Here is a 19,019-nt window from a genome sequence, read left to right as displayed (position 1 = left end):
GTGTGTTATGCGCTTCTCGAATAGGCGCTTTTCTATGTTTCTATAGTAACGAAAAACTTGGGGTAAAAGATTGCGTTTTTTAATAAAAATCACATATTGTTTGGCAGTATATTGCTAGTATTTGGATAAATCGGACAAAAATGGTGGTTTTATGAAGTTTGACAAGATTGATTTGAGTATATTGAAGGAGATTCAGCAAGATTCTGGTCTTACTAATCAGGAGTTGGCGGATCGGGTGGGATTGTCTCCATCGCCTTGTTTGAGAAGAGTAAAAGCGTTAGAAGAAAGTGGCATCATAGATCGTAAGGTTACCTTATTAAAGCGCTCAAGTTTGGGGTTGAAGTTAACGGCTTTTTTGCAGATTAGCATGGATAGGCACACACCAGACCGCTTTGGCGTGTTTGAAGAGGAAGTGAATGGTTTTCCCGAAGTTCGAAACTGTAACCTGGTAACGGGGCAAAATTGTGACTATTTACTAGAGGTGGTGGTGGAGGATATGGAGAAATACCATGACTTTTTGTTGGGTCAGTTAACGCGGATTCCTGGGGTGACAGGAGTGCAGTCGAGTTTTCTATTGCGCAGTGTCAAAGACGGCACTTCTTTACCTTTAGATCATTTAATCTAGTTTTCCTTAGTTTGTATGTTGAAAAGTACTTATAATGCACGCATATAAAGCATTATTTTACAAAGAGAGTATAGAGACAATGGGTCAGTTAACGGTTAAACGTCGAGTGACAATTCCTGTAAGAGCGGGCGACGTAATGGCTGATTTTATTTCTTTTAATGGAGATGAATCAGGTAAAGAGCACATTGGTATTTTCTGTGAGGGAAAAAACGCAAAGGCTCAAAACGAAGTGCCTTTGGTGCGATTGCATTCTGAATGTTTGACTGGGGATGTCTTTGGCTCTGGGCGTTGTGATTGTGGTGAGCAGCTTGATGAGGCCATAGACCGTATTAATGAGGAAGGCGGTTACATTCTTTATTTGCGCCAAGAAGGACGCGGCATTGGTTTGTACGCTAAGTTAGACGCGTACGCCCTGCAAGATAAAGGCTATGACACCTACCAAGCGAATGAAATGCTGCATTTACCAGAAGACGGTCGTGACTTTGGCGTGGCCGCAGAAATGCTGAAGTCATTGGGTGTGACGAAAATTCGTTTGTTAACCAACAACCCTGATAAAGCAAAGCAGTTGAAGGAACATGGTATTGAAGTGGCGGAATTGGTGCCAACCAAAGTGCATGTAAACCAGCATAATCGCTCCTATCTACACACCAAAGCGGCTCGTAAGCAGCATACGCTTGTGTTTGACGATGAATAAAGCGCGCAGATGGCTGGTACACCGGCCGAAGCGTGAGGTGTAAAAAAAGGGCTTTTTTCAAAAAGCCCTTTTTTGTGTCCGTCGTTTGAGCGTGCTTGGTCGTGTTTGCTGGCCAAGCGGGTGTTGCTATTTTTTTGCTCTGGTTTTAGACGGTGCTTTTTTCTTTCTTGGGCGATTGCTTGGTGAGCGTGCTTTGGTTTTCGCTTCCAGTCCTTCGATGCGACCAAATTTAATGTTGGCTTGCATAAAACGCTGAATTTTTTCGATCATCGGCAAATCGTTGATGTCGATAAGTGAAATGCAGTCGCCAGGTTCGCCTTCGCGAGACGCTCGGCCTGCTCGGTGAACATAAGAGTCTGCTTTTCGCGGCAAGCGTAAGTTAATTACGGTATTTATTTCAGGAAGGTCGATGCCGCGAGACGCAACGTCGGTGGCTACCAATACTTGTAAGCGGCCACGAACCATTTGTTTCAAGTGTTCGCTGCGGTCGCCTTGTTTCATTTCGCCGTGAAGACCGTCACACATTAGGCCCATTTTACGAATGCGTTGCACCCAGACGTCAACGTGCTCGCGGTTGGAGACAAACACCACGGCTTGTTGCACTCGATCCAGCATTAATAAGTGCTTCAGAATGGCTTCTTTGTGGTCTTCATCGTCCACTCGGTAGGCCACCTGGCGAATTTGGCTAGGCACGGAGCGTGAGGATTCGCCAAGACGAAGTTGTTGTGTTTCGTCGTTTAATAGGGCATTGGCAAATCGTCCCATTTTTTCGCCTTCCAGTGTGGCGGAGAACATCAATGTTTGATGTTCGTTGGGGATTTGTTTGGCTAGGTGGTTGATGGCGCTTGAAAAGCCCATGTCCAGCATGCGGTCTGCTTCGTCAATGACAAAATAGGACACATCGCTTAAATCCAACCATTGTTTTTCGTCTAGCTCCACCAAACGACCTGGGGTGGCAACCAAAATGTCGCAGTTTTCGCTTAGTTGTTGCTGTTGCATGCCGTAAGGAATGCCACCAATGATCAGCTGAGACTCAATTCTGGTGTGTGCCGTTAGTTGCACAACGACATTGTATATTTGGCGTGCAAGCTCGCGGCTTGGCGCTAGGATCATCACTTTCGGTGCGGTAGTAGATTGCTCATCTCGGTCAAGGATGTGTTGAATCGCTGGGGCGCAAAAGGCAATTGTCTTGCCTGTGCCGGTTGGCGCTGTCGCCAGCAAGTCTGATCCGTCTAAAGCAATAGGGATGGCTTGTTCTTGTATTGGGGTGGGGGTATCAAACCCCATATCCATGATGGCTTGCTCTATTGTGACATCAAGATCTAGTTCAGCAAATGACATGTAAACTCTCTGTTGCGAGGAAAAAGGAGCAGCAAGTGAATGTTTTCGTTCTCATTACCGGTAAAGTACTCGTGTAATGGGCTGCATATCTTAAATAATACCTTGTTTTATAGGGTTTCGAAATCGAAACCTTATTTCATGGCGAGTTAAGTTAGACCCGTTAGGTGCTTTGCTCTAAAATGGCAAAACCATAGGAAGAAGATAATCATGCATTTGTCAGATGAGCTGGTAACCACCCAAACCATTAAGTGGGTGAATGATTTTATTGTGGGCTTAAATGTTTGCCCTTTCGCGAAGCGTGAAATGGAGCGAGAAAGCGTTCGATTTGTCGTTGTGCGCTCTAAAAAGTCGCAAGTGGCGCTGGAAGAATTAATGTCTGAGGTGCATTGGTTGGATGAGCACCCAGAAACGGAAACCACGATTCTTGTGTTTCCGACCTTGTTTAGTGATTTTTATCGTTATTTAGATTTTGTGGATCTAGCGGAAAATATCATGTTGGAACAAGAGTGTGAGGGCGTGTATCAATTGGCGACCTTTCATCCAAATTACTGTTTTTCTGGCACTGAGCCGGAAGATGTTTCAAATTACTCCAATCGCTCTCCTTATCCTATGTTGCATTTGTTGCGTGAGGCAAGTGTCGAAAAAGCCATTGAGTTTTATGGTGATACCGACGCCATTCCAGAACGCAATATAGATGTGATGGAAGAGATGGGAAAAGAGAAATTGGAAAAAATATTATCCAACAGTATGCAGGTATCAGACGATTAGTTTGGGCTTGATAATGATTGGCTATAATGCGTAAAAACTTAATGCCGGAGACTTCATGGCTACACAAATTGGGCGCTTAAATACATTAAGAGTCGTAAAAGAAAAAGAGTTTGGTGTTTATCTAGACGCCGATGAATTAGGTGAGGTTTTATTGCCTAAACGATACGTTCCTAAAGACCTTCAAGTGGGTCAGGACGTAGAAGTGTTTGTTTATTTAGATTCAGATGACAAGCTGATCGCGACAACGGAGCTTCCAAAAGCACAAGTGGGCGAATTTGCTGCGTTAACGGCGATTGCCGTGAATCAGGTGGGTGCCTTTTTTGATTGGGGGTTGCCGAAAGATTTATTGGTGCCTTTTAGTCAGCAAAAGAATCGAGTGGAAGAGGGTGAAACGCATTTACTTTTCATCTATCTAGATAATATTACCAACCGTATCGTGGCGACGACGCGAGTGGATGCTTTGCTGAATCGCGAAGAAGCACCGTATAAAGTCGGCGAAAAAGTGAATATTATCATTGGTGACAAAACCAATATCGGCTTTAAATGTGTGATTGATAATCGCTTTTGGGGCGTGTTGTTTTTCGAAGATGCCTTTAGACAGCTTCGTAAGGGCGAAAAAACCACCGGGTTTATCAAGCGAATTCGCGAAGATGGTAAAATCGATTTAAGTCTTCAAGAAGTTGGCTATAAGAAAGTACGAAATATTTTGGATGATATTTTGGACTATCTAGACGCGCACAACGGTGAGTCGCCATTAACCGATAAAGCGTCTCCAGAAGCCATTTATGCGGTCTTCAAGGTGAGTAAAGCGACCTATAAGAAAGCCTTGGGCGCCCTTTATAAAGACAAGAAAATCACGCTGACAAAAGAAAAAATCAGCAAGATCTAACGTCTTTGTGTATTTTATGTGCTGCTTGTTGAGGGCGCATCAAATGCACGTCCAGCGTTTTTTAAAAAAGCTACTAAACGGTGTTTAGTAGCTTTTTTTTGATTTCTTCACGCTGTTCGGGTTGTGCGATGGCTTGGTAGAGAGCGGCTTGAATGGGCAATGCGTTGTTGCTTTGTTCAACCAAATAACCAGAAATAAATTCGTTTTCGGTTTGTCTTTTTAATCGTAAGTCTTCGTGCATGGAGGAGCGATTTAAACGTGTCAGTTGGGCAACGGTCGAAATACGATTGATGAGATTGTCCGTGTTGAGATGTTTGCTGTATTCAAGCAATGAAAAGTCAGATTGGGTGAAAAAAGTGGCCAGCTCAGCGGTGGCTGTTTTAAACAGAGTCTTGTAGTCGCTGTGCAAAATGTCGCCGTTTTGGATGCCGTAAATGGCGGTGATCGGATTGATAATGGCGTTTACTGCCAATTTCTCGATCAGTCTTTGGTGGATGTTGGCGACGGTTAGATCGGGGATGGGGAATGTTTTGTCTGTGTCTTCAGGGCGCCATGGGCCAAAATAGGTGTCGCCAAGTCCTGTGTGTTTGACCTTGTTCGGTGCGATTTTTAAGGCGCCTTCGCTGGTTGTGCCAGCCCACAAAGTTTGTGTTGGTTTGATGCTCTGTTGCAAGCGGTCTTGAACCCCAAGGCCATTACAAAGGCAGGCGATGTCGGCGGTGTCGCTTATGTGTTCTGCAACGGACTGGTAAGCGTCTACTAGGTCGTAGGCTTTGGTGCAAAACAGCACTTTGTCGTAAGTGGGTTTTAGCTGGGAGGCCTTGAAGCGTTTGATTTTGTATTCGGACAATGTGGGGGCGTCTTCTGCGCCTGCCAGTGACTCATCTAGGGTGAGTGTATTGCTGGGATCTTCTTTTCGATAAACTAAATGGACATTGAAGCCGAGCTTTTTAAGTTTGCAAGTCCAGAGCAGACCAATGGCGCCGGCACCGACAACAAGCCAAGGTGTGGTTTTCATAGTAGGAGTTCCATTAGGTATTTTATTTCAATCCCTGTTATTATCGCGCCCAAATCAATCATTGAACATGCAAAGGAGCATAAAAATGCCATCATTTGACGTTGTTTCCGAACTGGACTGGCACGAAGTGACCAATGCCGTTGACCAAGCAAACAGAGAAATTACCACACGGTATGATTTCAAAGGGGTAAAAGCAAGCTTTGAAGTGAAAGATAAATCCAGCGTTGTTATGCACGCAGAGGCGGAAGTTCAATTGCGTCAGCTTTCTGATATTTTGAACCAAAAGCTAGTGGCGCGCGGTATTGATCTAAAGAGTATGGAGAAAGGCGATATTGTAAAAGGCAATATGAAAGTCGCTCAAGATGTGAAAATGAAAGAAGGTCTTGAGACCGACGAAGCAAAGCGCATTGTTAAAATGATCAAAGAAAGCAAAATCAAGGTTCAGGCGCAGATCCAAGGTGAGCAATTGCGTGTGACCGGTAAAAAGCGTGATGATCTGCAGCAGGTTATGGCGTTGTTGCGTGGCGCAGATTTGAATCAGCCAGTGCAATTTACTAACTTTCGCGACTAGTTCTTCGTCGCTTCTGGTACCAATGCCAAACGGATGAGTTTGGCATTCTATTTCTCTTTTTGGGTGTGGTGTTTTTCGCCTGGTCCTCTTGGTTTTTGTGTTAGTCTGTCTTCATGGCAAGTTTAGTGCCGATAATTACCCAGCCTTCCTGCTCTAATTTCTCTTTTTGTCTTAAATAGCCTTCTGTGTTTTCAGGGAAGCTGATTCTTTTTTGAGCGTTAACCACGCGATGCCATGGTAAGTTTGTGTCTTTAGGTAGGTTTTTCATTATGGCGCCCACCTGTCTGGCGTGATTTGGGAAACCGGCTAGCGCGGCTAATTCCCCATAAGCAATGCATTCCCCACGAGGGACGTTGTTTAAAATTAAAAAGACTTGTGATTTAAAGTTGTCTATTGCTTGATTAGTCACCGCTTCGCCCTCAGATACGTAATTGAACTTAATATAAAGAAGGTAAATATGAGATTTGCGCTGTTACTTTTTATTCTAATTCCAGTCATTGAGTTAACACTCTTGATTAAAGTGGGGGGTAGCATTGGCGCCTTACCAACCATTGGGTTGGTTTTCCTGACCGCTATTCTAGGGGTGACCTTGATTCGTAAGCAAGGTTTAGAGACTTCTATGAAGGCGCAAGAAAAAATGCGCCGCGGCGAATTACCCGCTTCTGAAGTAGCAGAAGGCATTATGTTGCTTTTTGCTGGCTTGTGTCTTTTGATTCCTGGCTTTATGACTGACGCGATTGGTGGGTTATTGTTGATTCCGCCAGTGCGTAAATTAGTGGCCGCAGGCTTAGTGGTGAATTTTATTGCTTCTATGATGAAGCGCGGTGGTCAATGGGGAACTCAAGGCGGTCAATACTCCGAGAAAAGAGGGGATGTATTTGATGGTGAGTATTCCAGAGAATCGAAAGATGACCATGATTTAATTGATAAAAAATAATTACGGTTAAGGGTTGAAATGCTTTTTGTTAGCCGTATATAAGAGTTCGATATAGTTACTTGCCTTAGTAGGTGAGTGTAGTCCTGCCAGGGGAGTCCTGGTATTGTTTTTTAATTGGAGAGATTGATCAATGAATATTCGTCCTTTGCACGATCGTGTCGTTGTTCGACGTAAAGAAGAAGAAACAACAACTGCATCTGGTATTGTTTTACCAGGATCTGCTACAGAAAAGCCTACTCAAGGCGAGGTTTTAGCTGTTGGCACTGGCCGTATTCAATCAAATGGCGATGTGCAAGCTTTGGCCGTTAAAGTGGGTGACACCGTGTTGTTTGGCCAGTACTCCGGTCAAACCGTTAAAATCGAAGGTGAAGAACTGCTTATCATGAAAGAAGATGAAATTTACGGCGTTATTGAAGCCTAATTCGTCCCACAGTTCTATTACGATTCATAACACTTACAACAGTTAAGGTATAAGAAAATGGCAGCTAAAGAAGTTAAATTTGGAGATGGCGCTCGTCAGCAAATGCTGAAAGGTGTAAACGTTCTTGCAGACGCAGTGAAAGTAACATTAGGTCCTAAAGGCCGTAACGTCGTTATTGAAAAATCTTTCGGAGCACCTCTTGTAACTAAAGACGGTGTGACTGTTGCGAAAGAAATTGAACTGGAAAACAAGTTCGAAAACATGGGCGCTCAAATGGTGAAAGAAGTTGCTTCTCAAGCCAATGATGTTGCTGGTGACGGAACAACAACGGCCACAGTACTTGCTCAGTCTTTCATTACAGAAGGTCTAAGAGCGGTTGCTGCGGGTCGTAACCCTATGGATCTTAAGCGTGGTATCGATCAAGCTGCGAATGCCGTTGTGAAAGAAATCGCAGCGCTTTCTACGCCTTGTAAAGACACTCGTGCGGTAGAGCAGGTAGGTACTATTTCTGCTAACTCTGATTCTTCTGTTGGTAAAATCATTGCTGAAGCAATGGAGCGCGTTGGTAAAGAAGGCGTTATTACAGTAGAAGAAGGTTCTGGCTTTGAAGATGAGCTAGCGGTAGTAGAAGGTATGCAGTTTGACCGCGGTTACCTATCTCCTTACTTCATCAATAACCAAGAAACAATGAGTGCGGAATTAGAAAACCCATTCATCCTATTGGTTGATAAGAAAATCTCTAACATCCGCGATTTGTTGCCAATTTTGGAAGGTGTTGCTAAAGCATCACGTCCATTGTTGATCATTGCTGAAGATGTTGAAGGCGAAGCGTTGGCAACTTTGGTTGTTAACACGATGCGCGGCATCGTTAAAGTGGCTGCTGCTAAAGCGCCTGGTTTCGGTGATCGTCGTAAGGCAATGCTAGAAGACATCGCGATTCTAACTGGCTCTGTTGTTATTTCTGAAGAAGTCGGTATCAAACTTGAAGAAGCAACGATTGAGCAGCTTGGTACCGCGAAGCGCGTTACTTTGACAAAAGAAAGCACAACGATTGTTGATGGCGCTGGTGTTGCAGCAAACATTACTAGTCGTGTTGAGCAAATTCGCGCAGAAATCGCTAACTCTTCTTCTGACTACGATAAAGAGAAACTTCAAGAGCGTGTTGCTAAATTGGCAGGCGGTGTTGCAGTGATCAAAATCGGTGCAGCCACTGAATTGGCAATGAAAGAGAAAAAAGCACGTGTAGACGATGCGCTTCACGCGACTCGCGCTGCGGTTGAAGAAGGTGTTGTTGCTGGTGGTGGTGTTGCTTTGGTTCGCGCACTAACAAAAGTAGTTGACCTTAAAGGCGATAACGAAGATCAAAACGTAGGCATCGCGCTTGCTTTGCGTGCGATGGAAGCGCCAATGCGCCAAATCGTGACTAACGCTGGAGCAGAAGCTTCTGTGGTAGTAGACAAAGTGAAACAAGGTGAAGGTAACTACGGTTACAACGCAGCCACTGGTGAATACGGCGATATGCTAGAGATGGGTATTCTTGACCCAGCGAAAGTAACTCGTTCGGCGCTTCAAGCAGCGGCCTCTGTTGCTGGTCTTATGATCACAACGGAAGCAATGATTGCTGATTCTCCAAAAGATGATGCTCCTGCTATGCCTGATATGGGTGGCATGGGCGGTATGGGTGGCATGGGCGGAATGATGTAATCATCGCCTAAGTCATTGATACAAAAGAAGCCTCGCTCATGCGGGGCTTTTTTTTGTGCTTTATTTTTTTGTTAATGAGAACTATTATCTTCTTTTGTTTTGTCTATTTTCTAAAAAAGGAAGAATTGAGTGCCTCACTTGTTGAATGGTGTGTTGTTGGATTTGATTGAGCATCAACGATTTGGGGTGGAGTATCAGCCTATTGTTAAGTTGAAAACAAATGAAGTGGTGGCTTACGAGGCGCTTTCTCGATTTTATGATGTGACGGGAAAGGCAATACGTCCAGATCTTGTTTATTCTTCTTTGCATGATAATCCATTGTCCTTGTATCAGGTGGAATACGCGCAAAAGTGTTTGCAGCTAGAGCACATGCCCAAAAATCATCAGGTGTTTGTTAATTTGGATCAAGATGCCTTTTATGCCTGTGGTGGTGAAGTGCTGGATAATCCAATTCTAGGGGCGATTCAGCAAGTCGGAAAAGGGCGGGTTGTGGTGGAGTTAATTGAGAACTCTGAGATTAACGATGCCTTGATGAGTTTGTCGATGATAGAGACCTTTAGTAATTTGGGGATAGGTACAGCATTAGACGATTTGTGTAACCCTAGATCCATGTTATCGGTTTCTGTTATGCAATTGGTGGAATGGATTAAACTTGATAAGCATGTTCTTAAAATGCAAGATGATAAACGCTATATGGTGTTTGTCTCTAAGATAATTGATTTTGCTCACGCCACGGGCAAAAGTGTGATTTTAGAAGGCGTGGAAACGGACCAGGATTTGGCGTTTGCGACATTGATGGGTGTGGATTATGTACAAGGGTTTCTCTATCGAGAGGACTTTATTCGCATTTAAAGGGTAAAATTGTAGACTATTTAGACGATTATTCGAATCTTATATTATAAGACAAACCATTGATTCTAAAGCTATTGATAAATAGCGAGTCGTGTAAGATACTTAGATTAGTATTTATCGCCATTTTTGAACAAGAAGGGAATATTATGCTCAGAAAAACCCTCATTAGTCTGGCCGTTACGGGGGCATTTTATGTGTCGAGCGGTTACGCATTGGAGCTGGGTGAATTAACTTCTCAATCAAATCTGGATGAACCTTTTCGAGGGCAGATTGCGCTCTCTGATTATGGCGTTTTGACGCCTGAAGATATTTTGGTTCGCTTGGGCAGTGAAGGTGAGTTCCGTCAGGCTGGTTTTGCGCCTGCTGCCGATTTGTCATTGCTCAAATTTAATGTGCAACGAGCGAATAACGGCAAAGGTCTGGTCATTGCGGTGACGTCCGCACAGCCCATTAAAGAAAAAGAACTGCACTTCGTCTTGGCGGCTCGCTGGCCTAGCGGACAGGTGGTGCGTGAGTATCAAGCGCCGCTCAATCAATCCGCTTTGGTTGATAAAGCCCAAAAAGAGTTAGTGCGTTCAGCTAAGCTTCCTTCTCAGCAAGCCTCTTCGAATACGGTCTTTCGTGATGCCGCCTCCAGCGCTGAGCAGATGCCATCACGGGGTAATATTTTTACCACGAGAGGCAATACCTTATGGTCGATTGCGGATAAAAATCAGCGTTCAAATAGCTTGAATATTTATCAAACCATGATGGCCATTCAAGCATTGAACAAAAATGCGTTCTACTCAGATAATATCAATTTGCTTAAAGAAGGGGTTGTTCTTCGCTTGCCGACGGAGCAGCAGATCGCTCTGTTTAATAAATCCCTTTCGCAAAAAGAATTTAATCGTCAGCATAGAGCATGGATGGCGCTGAAGGGTGTTGCGGCGAACAAATCAAAAATAGAACGCGCGCAAATGAACACGCAGGCGAAAGCCAAAGGCGCTTCTCAGTCACCGGTATCAGATTCCGATAAATTGACCCTGTCATCTGGGCAAAGTCTATTGCCTGAAGGCAGTGCGAGTTCGAATGCGGGTAACGGTCAAAGTGTTGCGAATTTAAACACTAAGTTGTCCGCTGCTGAAGAAATGCTGGATAAAGAAAAACGTGAAAAAGAAGACCTCTCAAGTCAGCTTGGTGATCTTAATAAGCAATTAGAGACCTTGCAAAAACTGATTGCGTTGAAAGATAAGCAAATGGCAGAACTTGAGAAACAGTTTGCCAGTGCGCAGCAGTCGTTGCAGGAGCAAAAGAACACTGTTGATCAGCTGCTAGAAGCGGATCAAGCTCGCAGAGTCAAAGAGCAAGCGGAAGAAAATTCACTTAAAAACAAAATTTTTGGTAATCCGATTGTGGTGTCTATCGCCGCCGTTGTGTTGCTGTTATTTGGTTTCTTAGGGGGCTTGTTGATGCGCCGCCTAGGGAAAAAGAAAGACGAGGCTAAACCTGCTTCAGACGAATTTGACTTAGCAGCGCCTGCTGCGGTTGCCGCCGCCGCTGCTAGTGCGCCAGTGGTTGCTGCGAAAGCGGAAGAACAAGAGGAAATGCCAGAAGAAGATCCTTTCAATTTTGATCTGGATGGATCGGATACGGAAGAAGCGTTACTGGACGATAGCGTTGAAGAGCAAGATCTGGACGATGAAATATTCGACTTCGCAGAAGATTTGTCTTTGCCGGAAGAAGAGCTTCCAGAAGAACGTCAAGAAGAGATTATCGACGATGACTTGGATGATCCATTTGCATCATTAGATGAGCAAATGGATGAGTTGGCGGAAGACGATGATCTGGACAGTGGCTTTGGCGATCTAGAACCAGAATTAGAAGCCATTCCTGACGATGAAGTGCCGACGGTAGAGCCTGAGCCTGAGCCTGAGTTGGCTGACGAAGAAGAAGGCGGCGAATTCAGTGAAGAAGAATCTTTTGTTTCTAGTTTGCTAAACGATGATGAACAAGACGCGGTTGATGAGTCTGCGTTGTTTGATAAAACGCCAGATGAGTCTTTGGCATCCAGTATTGAAGAAACCTTAGCCGAAGCCCAAGACGATTTGGCCGACATCGATGTGCCTTCATTCGGAGAGGCAGAAGCCGCCGAAGGCGCAGACGTTGATGATGAGGAAGAAGAGTTCGACTTTTTTGATGCCAGCGGCGACGAAATAGCGACCAAGTTAGATTTGGCGCGAGCTTACATGGATATGGGCGACGATGAGGGTGCGCGTGTTATACTTGAGGATGTAGTATCCACGGGTAATGATAAACAAATTGCCGAAGCGAAAAGTATGATGGAGCGGATGTTCCCAAGTGACTAAAAAAGTTGTCCTGTTAGTAGAATACGATGGGTCAGCCTATAAGGGCTGGCAAGCGCAAAAATACGATGTACCCAGTGTCCAAGAAAATATCGAAAAAGCACTTAGCGTGATTGCCAATCACAAGGTCAGTGTTGTGTGCGCTGGAAGAACCGATTCTGGTGTTCATGCAAGCGCACAGGTTGTGCATTTTGAAACCGATGTAGAGCGTAGTGAGCGATCTTGGACATTAGGGGTGAATACCCACCTTCCTAGTGATATTGCCGTGGTTGCCGCGCGTTATGTTGATGATGAATTTCATGCGCGCTTTAGTGCTTTGAGTCGTCGTTATCGTTACGTGATTTATCAATCTGCACTGCGTCCAGCTTTATTATCCAAAGGCCTCACCTGGACCTATAAAACATTAGACGTCGAGCGAATGAAAGCAGCGGCGACGTGTTTTCTAGGGACCCATGACTTTAGCTCTTTTCGAGCGGTTGGTTGTCAGGCAAATACCCCAACACGAACGATTTTAAACTTTTCAGTGCAACAGCTTGGTCAATACGTCGTGTTAGATGTTCGAGCCAATGCATTTTTGCATCATATGATCCGAAATTTTGCTGGCGTATTGATGACCATAGGGGCTGGTGAAAAACCGGTTTCTTGGGCGAAAGAAGTATTAGAAGCTAAGGACAGAACCAAAGGGGGGATTACGGCACCGCCAACGGGGCTGTACTTTGTGGATGCGGAATATCCTGAGCATTTTAATGTGCCGCAGCGACCTCTTGGGCCGCATTTTTTGCCTTATGTAGAAGAGCCTGAGTATGTCTTGTCGCGTTAAAATCTGCGGAATTACGAACCTAGAAGACGCATTGGCCGCCTGTGATTATGGTGCTGATGCATTGGGGTTTGTTTTTTATCCAAAAAGTCCGCGCTATATTGACCCTGTTAAAGCCAATGAGATTGTTGCTCAGCTACCGCCTTTTGTTGTGCCTGTTGCGCTTTTTGTTGATGCTCAAGCAGAGGATATAGAGAGCGTTGTGGCCAATAACGCACGTTGGTTGATTCAGTTTCACGGGAATGAACCAGAAGCGGAGTGTTTATCCTATAATCGTCCTTATGTAAAAGCCTTGCGGGTAAAAGAGGGGGATGACCTCTTGCTGGCCGCACAATCCTATCCATCCGCCTCGGCGATTTTGCTCGATGCCTACAAAGCGGGCGTGCCTGGTGGTACAGGGGAAGTATTTAATTGGTCTTTGATTCCTGAAGTATTGCCATTGCCGGTGATTTTGGCCGGTGGTTTAACGCCTGATAATGTTGCGCATGCGGTTGAGCAAGTTGCTCCTTATGCTGTGGACGTTAGTGGCGGTGTTGAGGCGTCCAAAGGGCTAAAGAATAATGCGAAAGTAAAACAATTTATTAGTGGAGCAAAACGTGAGCAATAAAGATATAGATCAAACCTTGCCTGATGAGCACGGTCGTTTTGGTCAGTACGGTGGAGTCTTCGTTTCTGAAACGTTAATGTCTGCACTGGATGATTTGACAAAAATGTATGAAGAGTTATCCCAGAGCGCGGAATTTCAAGCCGCGTTTGATAAGGATTTAGCCCATTATGTAGGTCGTCCTTCTCCCTTGTATTTCGCTGAGCGATTAACGGCGAAAGCGGGTGGCGCAAAGATTTATCTTAAACGTGAAGATTTGAACCACACAGGCGCACATAAGATTAATAACACCATTGGTCAAGCCTTGTTGGCGAAGCACATGGGTAAGCCAAACATCATTGCTGAAACCGGAGCAGGCCAGCACGGTGTTGCTTCTGCGACTGTGGCGGCGCGTCTTGGCTTAAATTGTAAAGTATTCATGGGCGCGGAAGACATTCGTCGCCAAAAGCTGAATGTTTATCGCATGAAGCTATTGGGTGCAGAAGTGATTTCGGTTGAGTCTGGAACCAAGACACTTAAAGACGCATTGAATGAAGCGATGCGTTATTGGGTGAGCAATGTAGACGATACTTTCTACATTATTGGTACCGCAGCGGGCCCTCACCCGTACCCTAAATTAGTGCGTGATTTCCAAGCGGTAATTGGTCGTGAGACCAAAGAGCAGTGCATGGCGCAAGAAGGCCGTTTACCGGATGCCGTGGTGGCCTGTGTAGGTGGTGGTTCTAACGCGATAGGTATGTTCCATCCTTTTATTGGGGATGATGGCGTTGCTATGTATGGTGTCGAGGCTGGTGGTGATGGCCTAGAAACAGGTCGACATGCCGCGCCTTTGTCTGCAGGTCGCCCTGGTGTTCTGCATGGAAACCGTACTTATGTGATGGCAGACGATGACGGCCAGATTATTGGTACGCATTCTATTTCTGCCGGTTTGGATTACCCAGGTGTTGGTCCAGAGCACGCTTGGTTAAAAGACATTGGTCGTGCGCAGTATGTTGCCATCAATGATGACGAAGCGATGGATGGTTTCCATGATTTGACCCGTCTTGAAGGCATTATGCCTGCGCTAGAATCCAGTCACGCAGTGGCGTACGGTATGAAACTTGCGGCGACGATGGAAAAAGACAAAATTGTTGTGATTAACCTGTCTGGTCGAGGCGACAAAGACATTATGACGGTGGCTGAATTGGATGGGATTGAAGTATGAGCCGAATTAAACAGTGTTTCGCACAACTTGCTGAATCTGGAAAGAAAGCATTAATTCCATATATTACGGCGGGCGACCCAACGCCAGAGCATACTGTGACTATAATGAATGGTTTAGTGGACGCTGGGGCGGATGTTATAGAAATTGGCATGCCATTTTCTGACCCTATGGCCGACGGGCCAGTGATACAATTGGCTTGTGAGCGTAGCTTAGCGGCGGGCACGAGCGTGCGAAAAGTATTGGCTATTATTGCGGAATTTCGTAAGCACAATACCCATACGCCAGTGGTGTTAATGGGCTATTTGAACCCAATTGAGTTCTTTGGTTATCAAGCTTTTGCAAATTCTGCGAAAGAAGCGGGTGTAGATGGTATTTTATTAGTCGATCTGACTCCAGAAGAGGCGACAGATGTAGTAGAATGCTTCCGCCAAAACGAGATTGACCTAATTTACTTGTTGTCACCAACAACGACACCAGCGAGAGCGAAGAAAATTTGTGATCTGGCTTCTGGGTATGTGTATTACGTATCTGTAAAAGGGGTAACTGGTACCGCTGAGTTGGATGTCGCCAGTGTTAAGCAGCATGTTGATGCTTTGCGTGATATTACGGACCTTCCAATTGGAGTGGGTTTTGGTATTCGTGATGCGAAAACAGCGGCAGCCGTTGGTCACTGTGCAGACGGTGTCATCGTTGGTAGTGTTTTGGTTAACGCCATTGCTGAAAATAAAGATCAGCCAAAAGAATATATCGCTGACGCTTTGAAAGCCATTTTAGCGCCAATGCGCAACGAAATGGACGCCTAAGCGGCAGCCGTAAACAGAGATATGGAGAAATAAATGAGTAGCTGGTTAGACAAATTTGTACCTTCGATTGTACGTAGCGAATCGAAGCGAGGATCAGGTTCTGTTCCTGAGGGTTTATGGAAAAAATGCCCTAAGTGTGACAACGTTCTTTATCGCCCTGAGCTAGAGAAAAATTTGGATGTTTGTCCAAAATGTCACCACCATTTGCGTGTGAATGCCCGTCGTCGTCTGGATATTTTCTTGGACAAAGAAGGTCGTTTTGAAATTGGCGCCCATCTTGAGCCTGAAGACAAACTGAAATTCAAAGACACGAAACGCTACAAAGATCGTATTACGGCAGCTCAAAAAGCCACTGGCGAAAAAGACGCCTTGGTAGCAATGGAAGGGGCTCTAAACGGCATGCCTGTTGTGGCGGTGGCGTTTGAATTTAGTTTCCTTGGTGGTTCTATGGGAGCGATTGTTGGTGAACGTTTCATTCAGGCCGTTAATGTGTGCCTTGAAAAACGCATCCCACTAATTTGTTTCTCCGCAAGTGGCGGCGCACGTATGCAAGAAGCGTTGATTTCTTTGATGCAGATGGCAAAAACCAGCGCAGGCCTTGAGCGTATGAAACAAGAAGGCATCCCTTATATTTCTGTGATGACCGATCCTGTGTTTGGTGGTGTATCGGCTTCTCTTGCTATGTTGGGTGACCTAAACGTTGCTGAGCCAAATGCGTTGATCGGTTTTGCTGGTCCTCGTGTTATCGAGCAAACAGTACGTGAAAAATTACCTGCTGGCTTCCAGCGCAGTGAGTTCTTGCTGGAAAAAGGCGCGCTTGACATGATCATCAAACGTGAAGACATGCGTGATCGTTTGTTTAATATCTTGTCATTGTTGACGAACAGAGCGGCATAAATAAATGACGCCAACGTCGTTAGATAATTGGCTCTCGTACATCGAGAGCCAACATCCCTCCGAGATCGAATTAGGTCTGGCGCGAGGCAGTTCAGTGTTAGAGAAGCTTGCTATCTCTAGACCGAAAAACGAAATCATCACGGTAGCGGGAACCAACGGCAAGGGCTCTACTTGCGCTATGTTGACCCAATATCTATCGTCCCAAGGCCACTCAGTTGGTACCTATACCTCTCCCCATTTTCTTGCCTTTAATGAGCGCATTGCTCTGAACAATGAGCCTTGCAATGATGAACTTATTTGTCAGGCTTTTGAGGCGATTGAATTGGCTCGAGGAAGCACACCGTTAACCTATTTTGAATTCAGTACCTTGGCTGCATTGTGGATTTTCTCCCAGTCAGACCTTGATTATTGGGTGTTAGAAGTGGGCTTAGGTGGGCGCTTGGATTCGGTCAACATGGTGGATGCCGACGTCGCGGTAGTGACCTCGATTGCGCTGGACCATACAGATTGGTTAGGCGACTCGATTGAGGTTATTGCGCGTGAGAAAACCGGCATAGCACGTCGTGACAAGCTGTTGGTAAGTGGTGTGGTCAATCCACCGAGTAGCTTGGCTGAGACGGCGATCATGATAGGCGCTGATTTACGCCAAAAAGGCGAGCACTTCTCTTATCAGGTGACTGGGCAGGAATGGTCTTGGACAGGAAATGAGTGTTCTTATCATCATTTGCCATTGCCTAATTTGCCGATTGAAAACGCCGCCACTGTGATTGCGGTGTTTAGCTATATGGGGCTTGAGCCGGATGAAACTGCGCTTCAAGACTTGTTTGCCAGTGCCCAACTAACCGGTCGTTTTCAAAAAGTCAGTGATGCTCCTCTTATCTATATTGATGTGGCGCACAACCCAGAAGCCGCCTCGGAATTGGCGAAGCGGGTGGCGGCCTTTGAAAGCAAGCCAATTGCGGTTTGTGGCATGTTAAAAGACAAAGACATCAACAGTGTTATGGTGTCTCTTGCTGATAAGTTCTCCGCTTGGCATTTAGCGGATTTGGGCGGCCCAAGAGGGGCCAAAGCGCAAGATCTGATGGCCATATTGGAACAGCACAATGTCAAACATATCACAGCATACAAAACGGTAGCTGATGCTTTTGATGCGGCGTCAGGGAAGGCGTTAGAAGAGAATCGACCTGTTGTGGTATTCGGTTCTTTTGTAACCGTGACCGATTATTTGGCTCATACCAAGCAGAAGGAGGCGTGATGTTAGATAAAAAAATGACGCATAGATTGATTGGTGCCAGTATCTTGATTGTGGCCGCGGCCATTATTTTGCCACAGATTCTAGACGGTGAACGTCCGCCTGAATTGGATGTGCAAGTGGTCGTGAGTAAACCTCCTGTGTTTCCGGAGGTGAAAATCGCGCCTGCCCAGTCATTGGATGAATTGCCGGACGCCAGCGACAGTCAAACGCCAGAACCCTCACCTCAGGTGGTTAATACTGATGCCAAGTCGGCACAAGATATTACGCTTGTTTCCGAGGCTAAAAAGCCAGTTGCAGCACCAACCCCTGTGGTTAAAGCCAAACCTCCGGTCAAGCAGGAGCCAGTCAAAGCACCGGCACCTACCGGCCGCTGGACGGTTCAAATTGCCACCTTTGCACAAGAAGACAATGCCAAGCGTTTGGTTAATAAGCTGAAAAAAGCCGATTACCCAGCTTACAGCATTACGACTAACTCATTGTTCAAGGTGTTCGTTGGTCCAGAGTTGGATCGACCAACCTCAGAGAAAGTGCAAGCTGACATCCATAAAAAGTTTTCTCTAAAAGGAATCGTGGTGAAGTTTTCTGAGAATTAATACAAGTTTTGTTTGGTAGTATTTGGATTATCTTAACCTTCTGTTAAACTTCGCGCGCTTTAAATAGGGTTGTTATGGACGCTGTAAACTCAATTTCTACATTGGACTGGCTGATCATTGCCGTCGTTATTATTTCTACTCTACTGAGTTTGAAAAGGGGATTTGTTAAAGAAGTTCTATCCTTACTTACCTGGGTTATAGCCTTTGTGGTGGCGATAAAATTCTCTGATAACATGCAGGCATTATTGATGGATCAGGTTCAAAGTGATCAGATCCGTTACATAGTTTCATTTGTTTCTTTATTTGTAGCAAGCTTAATAATTTGTGCATTAGCGAGCTATTTGATTGGCTCTTTAATACAGGTAACCGGCCTTTCTAGCACAGACAGAGTGCTAGGCATGGTTTTTGGTTTTGCAAAAGGCGGCTTAATTGTTGTGGCTTTTGTGTCTTTGCTGAGCTTAAGCCCAGCAATAGAAAAAACAGAGCTTTGGAAGTCATCACAATTGATTCCTCAATTAGTGCTTTTGAAAGACTGGACGCGTGAAATGTTAGGCAAGAGTTCGGATCTTGTGGATCCGTCTCTCATTGACCGCGCCCTTGGAAATTAGTTGCTTCTCTGGCAACGAAAGAAGAACCTTTATTGTGTTTTATAAGCACAATTTCCCCAACACGAGGATCTAGAAC

21 protein-coding genes are annotated in these 19,019 nt (G+C 45.2%); 18 read left to right on the top strand and 3 right to left on the bottom strand.

Features of this window, described 5'->3' with window-relative positions; genetic code table 11:
- Positions 1-151 precede the first annotated feature (151 nt).
- The gene (locus E0D71_RS13065; protein ID WP_133003757.1) at positions 152-625 is read left to right on the top strand and encodes an Lrp/AsnC family transcriptional regulator; all 474 of its coding nucleotides are present in this window, start codon (positions 152-154) and stop codon (positions 623-625) included.
- Positions 626-704: 79 nt separating this feature from the next.
- Positions 705-1,319: a GTP cyclohydrolase II gene (ribA, locus tag E0D71_RS13060; RefSeq protein ID WP_133003756.1), complete on the top strand. Its 615-nt coding sequence runs from the start codon at positions 705-707 to the stop codon at positions 1,317-1,319.
- A 126-nt stretch (positions 1,320-1,445) separates the two neighbouring features.
- On the opposite strand, the gene E0D71_RS13055 is transcribed toward ribA, so the two are convergent.
- Positions 1,446-2,660, bottom strand: a complete 1,215-nt coding sequence (locus E0D71_RS13055) for a DEAD/DEAH box helicase (RefSeq protein WP_133003755.1) — start codon at positions 2,658-2,660, stop codon at positions 1,446-1,448.
- 207 nt (positions 2,661-2,867) lie between these two features.
- Here E0D71_RS13055 and E0D71_RS13050 point away from each other — a divergent pair, with 207 nt between their 5' ends.
- Both E0D71_RS13050 and E0D71_RS13045 read left to right on the top strand, forming a co-directional pair.
- A complete protein-coding gene (locus tag E0D71_RS13050; protein ID WP_133003754.1) occupies positions 2,868-3,428 on the top strand; it encodes a DUF1415 domain-containing protein in 561 nt (186 codons plus the stop codon).
- A gap of 55 nt (positions 3,429-3,483) precedes the next feature.
- Positions 3,484-4,317 (top strand): S1-like domain-containing RNA-binding protein, encoded by an 834-nt coding sequence (locus E0D71_RS13045; protein WP_133003753.1) that lies wholly within the window; start codon positions 3,484-3,486, stop codon positions 4,315-4,317.
- Positions 4,318-4,390: 73 nt separating this feature from the next.
- On the opposite strand, the gene E0D71_RS13040 is transcribed toward E0D71_RS13045, so the two are convergent.
- Positions 4,391-5,335, bottom strand: a complete 945-nt coding sequence (locus tag E0D71_RS13040; protein ID WP_133003752.1) for a 2-dehydropantoate 2-reductase — start codon at positions 5,333-5,335, stop codon at positions 4,391-4,393.
- Between the two features lie 85 nt (positions 5,336-5,420).
- Here E0D71_RS13040 and E0D71_RS13035 point away from each other — a divergent pair, with 85 nt between their 5' ends.
- On the top strand, positions 5,421-5,906 hold the full coding sequence (locus E0D71_RS13035) for a YajQ family cyclic di-GMP-binding protein (RefSeq protein WP_133003751.1): 486 nt from the start codon (positions 5,421-5,423) through the stop codon (positions 5,904-5,906).
- Between the two features lie 100 nt (positions 5,907-6,006).
- Here the strand turns inward: E0D71_RS13035 and E0D71_RS13030 are convergent, their stop codons facing one another.
- Positions 6,007-6,315: an MGMT family protein gene (locus E0D71_RS13030; RefSeq protein WP_133003750.1), complete on the bottom strand. Its 309-nt coding sequence runs from the start codon at positions 6,313-6,315 to the stop codon at positions 6,007-6,009.
- A 48-nt stretch (positions 6,316-6,363) separates the two neighbouring features.
- Here E0D71_RS13030 and E0D71_RS13025 point away from each other — a divergent pair, with 48 nt between their 5' ends.
- From E0D71_RS13025 to E0D71_RS12965, 13 genes are all read left to right on the top strand, one after another.
- A complete protein-coding gene (locus E0D71_RS13025) occupies positions 6,364-6,843 on the top strand; it encodes an FxsA family protein (RefSeq protein WP_133003749.1) in 480 nt (159 codons plus the stop codon).
- Between the two features lie 130 nt (positions 6,844-6,973).
- Positions 6,974-7,264 carry a co-chaperone GroES gene (locus E0D71_RS13020; RefSeq protein WP_133003748.1) on the top strand — a complete coding sequence of 97 codons (291 nt, stop codon included), beginning with the start codon at positions 6,974-6,976 and terminating at the stop codon, positions 7,262-7,264.
- 57 nt (positions 7,265-7,321) lie between these two features.
- Positions 7,322-8,968 carry a chaperonin GroEL gene (groL, locus tag E0D71_RS13015; RefSeq protein WP_133003747.1) on the top strand — a complete coding sequence of 549 codons (1,647 nt, stop codon included), beginning with the start codon at positions 7,322-7,324 and terminating at the stop codon, positions 8,966-8,968.
- Positions 8,969-9,097: 129 nt separating this feature from the next.
- Complete coding sequence (locus tag E0D71_RS13010) at positions 9,098-9,820, top strand: EAL domain-containing protein (RefSeq protein ID WP_133003746.1); 723 nt, start codon at positions 9,098-9,100, stop codon at positions 9,818-9,820.
- A gap of 146 nt (positions 9,821-9,966) precedes the next feature.
- The gene (locus E0D71_RS13005; RefSeq protein WP_133003745.1) at positions 9,967-12,165 is read left to right on the top strand and encodes a FimV/HubP family polar landmark protein; all 2,199 of its coding nucleotides are present in this window, start codon (positions 9,967-9,969) and stop codon (positions 12,163-12,165) included.
- Positions 12,158-12,982: a tRNA pseudouridine(38-40) synthase TruA gene (truA, locus tag E0D71_RS13000; protein WP_133003744.1), complete on the top strand. Its 825-nt coding sequence runs from the start codon at positions 12,158-12,160 to the stop codon at positions 12,980-12,982. Before E0D71_RS13005 ends, truA begins: the two co-directional genes overlap by 8 nt.
- Positions 12,966-13,586 carry a phosphoribosylanthranilate isomerase gene (locus E0D71_RS12995; protein ID WP_133003743.1) on the top strand — a complete coding sequence of 207 codons (621 nt, stop codon included), beginning with the start codon at positions 12,966-12,968 and terminating at the stop codon, positions 13,584-13,586. Before truA ends, E0D71_RS12995 begins: the two co-directional genes overlap by 17 nt.
- The gene (trpB, locus tag E0D71_RS12990; protein ID WP_133003742.1) at positions 13,576-14,787 is read left to right on the top strand and encodes a tryptophan synthase subunit beta; all 1,212 of its coding nucleotides are present in this window, start codon (positions 13,576-13,578) and stop codon (positions 14,785-14,787) included. Before E0D71_RS12995 ends, trpB begins: the two co-directional genes overlap by 11 nt.
- Positions 14,784-15,590, top strand: coding sequence for a tryptophan synthase subunit alpha (gene trpA / locus E0D71_RS12985; RefSeq protein ID WP_133003741.1), 807 nt, complete (start codon positions 14,784-14,786; stop codon positions 15,588-15,590). The genes trpB and trpA overlap by 4 nt, the downstream gene beginning before the upstream one ends.
- A gap of 33 nt (positions 15,591-15,623) precedes the next feature.
- Entirely contained in the window at positions 15,624-16,487 is an 864-nt protein-coding gene (gene accD, locus E0D71_RS12980) for an acetyl-CoA carboxylase, carboxyltransferase subunit beta (RefSeq protein WP_133003740.1), read from the top strand.
- A 4-nt stretch (positions 16,488-16,491) separates the two neighbouring features.
- On the top strand, positions 16,492-17,742 hold the full coding sequence (folC, locus tag E0D71_RS12975) for a bifunctional tetrahydrofolate synthase/dihydrofolate synthase (RefSeq protein ID WP_133003739.1): 1,251 nt from the start codon (positions 16,492-16,494) through the stop codon (positions 17,740-17,742).
- Entirely contained in the window at positions 17,742-18,335 is a 594-nt protein-coding gene (locus E0D71_RS12970) for an SPOR domain-containing protein (RefSeq protein ID WP_133003738.1), read from the top strand. The genes folC and E0D71_RS12970 overlap by 1 nt, the downstream gene beginning before the upstream one ends.
- 74 nt (positions 18,336-18,409) lie before the next feature.
- Positions 18,410-18,943: a CvpA family protein gene (locus E0D71_RS12965; RefSeq protein WP_133003737.1), complete on the top strand. Its 534-nt coding sequence runs from the start codon at positions 18,410-18,412 to the stop codon at positions 18,941-18,943.
- The last annotated feature ends 76 nt before the right edge of the window (positions 18,944-19,019 follow it).

This window comes from Marinomonas sp. KMM3893 (genome assembly GCF_004352855.1).
GTDB lineage: Bacteria > Pseudomonadota > Gammaproteobacteria > Pseudomonadales > Marinomonadaceae > Marinomonas > Marinomonas arenicola.
The sequence above is the reverse complement of the archived record's forward strand: the minus strand, read 5'-3'. Positions and strand labels throughout refer to the sequence as shown.

What these genes read in the sequence shown, in the direction of transcription:
- E0D71_RS13065 (WP_133003757.1), top strand. Translation starts at nt 152, where the DNA reads ATGAAGTTTGACAAGATTGATTTGAGTATATTGAAGGAGATTCAGCAA.
- ribA (WP_133003756.1), top strand. Translation starts at nt 705, where the DNA reads ATGGGTCAGTTAACGGTTAAACGTCGAGTGACAATTCCTGTAAGAGCG.
- E0D71_RS13055 (WP_133003755.1), bottom strand. Translation starts at nt 2,660, where the DNA reads ATGTCATTTGCTGAACTAGATCTTGATGTCACAATAGAGCAAGCCATC.
- E0D71_RS13050 (WP_133003754.1), top strand. Translation starts at nt 2,868, where the DNA reads ATGCATTTGTCAGATGAGCTGGTAACCACCCAAACCATTAAGTGGGTG.
- E0D71_RS13045 (WP_133003753.1), top strand. Translation starts at nt 3,484, where the DNA reads ATGGCTACACAAATTGGGCGCTTAAATACATTAAGAGTCGTAAAAGAA.
- E0D71_RS13040 (WP_133003752.1), bottom strand. Translation starts at nt 5,335, where the DNA reads ATGAAAACCACACCTTGGCTTGTTGTCGGTGCCGGCGCCATTGGTCTG.
- E0D71_RS13035 (WP_133003751.1), top strand. Translation starts at nt 5,421, where the DNA reads ATGCCATCATTTGACGTTGTTTCCGAACTGGACTGGCACGAAGTGACC.
- E0D71_RS13025 (WP_133003749.1), top strand. Translation starts at nt 6,364, where the DNA reads ATGAGATTTGCGCTGTTACTTTTTATTCTAATTCCAGTCATTGAGTTA.
- E0D71_RS13020 (WP_133003748.1), top strand. Translation starts at nt 6,974, where the DNA reads ATGAATATTCGTCCTTTGCACGATCGTGTCGTTGTTCGACGTAAAGAA.
- groL (WP_133003747.1), top strand. Translation starts at nt 7,322, where the DNA reads ATGGCAGCTAAAGAAGTTAAATTTGGAGATGGCGCTCGTCAGCAAATG.
- E0D71_RS13005 (WP_133003745.1), top strand. Translation starts at nt 9,967, where the DNA reads ATGCTCAGAAAAACCCTCATTAGTCTGGCCGTTACGGGGGCATTTTAT.
- E0D71_RS12995 (WP_133003743.1), top strand. Translation starts at nt 12,966, where the DNA reads ATGTCTTGTCGCGTTAAAATCTGCGGAATTACGAACCTAGAAGACGCA.
- trpA (WP_133003741.1), top strand. Translation starts at nt 14,784, where the DNA reads ATGAGCCGAATTAAACAGTGTTTCGCACAACTTGCTGAATCTGGAAAG.
- accD (WP_133003740.1), top strand. Translation starts at nt 15,624, where the DNA reads ATGAGTAGCTGGTTAGACAAATTTGTACCTTCGATTGTACGTAGCGAA.
- folC (WP_133003739.1), top strand. Translation starts at nt 16,492, where the DNA reads ATGACGCCAACGTCGTTAGATAATTGGCTCTCGTACATCGAGAGCCAA.
- E0D71_RS12970 (WP_133003738.1), top strand. Translation starts at nt 17,742, where the DNA reads ATGTTAGATAAAAAAATGACGCATAGATTGATTGGTGCCAGTATCTTG.
- E0D71_RS12965 (WP_133003737.1), top strand. Translation starts at nt 18,410, where the DNA reads ATGGACGCTGTAAACTCAATTTCTACATTGGACTGGCTGATCATTGCC.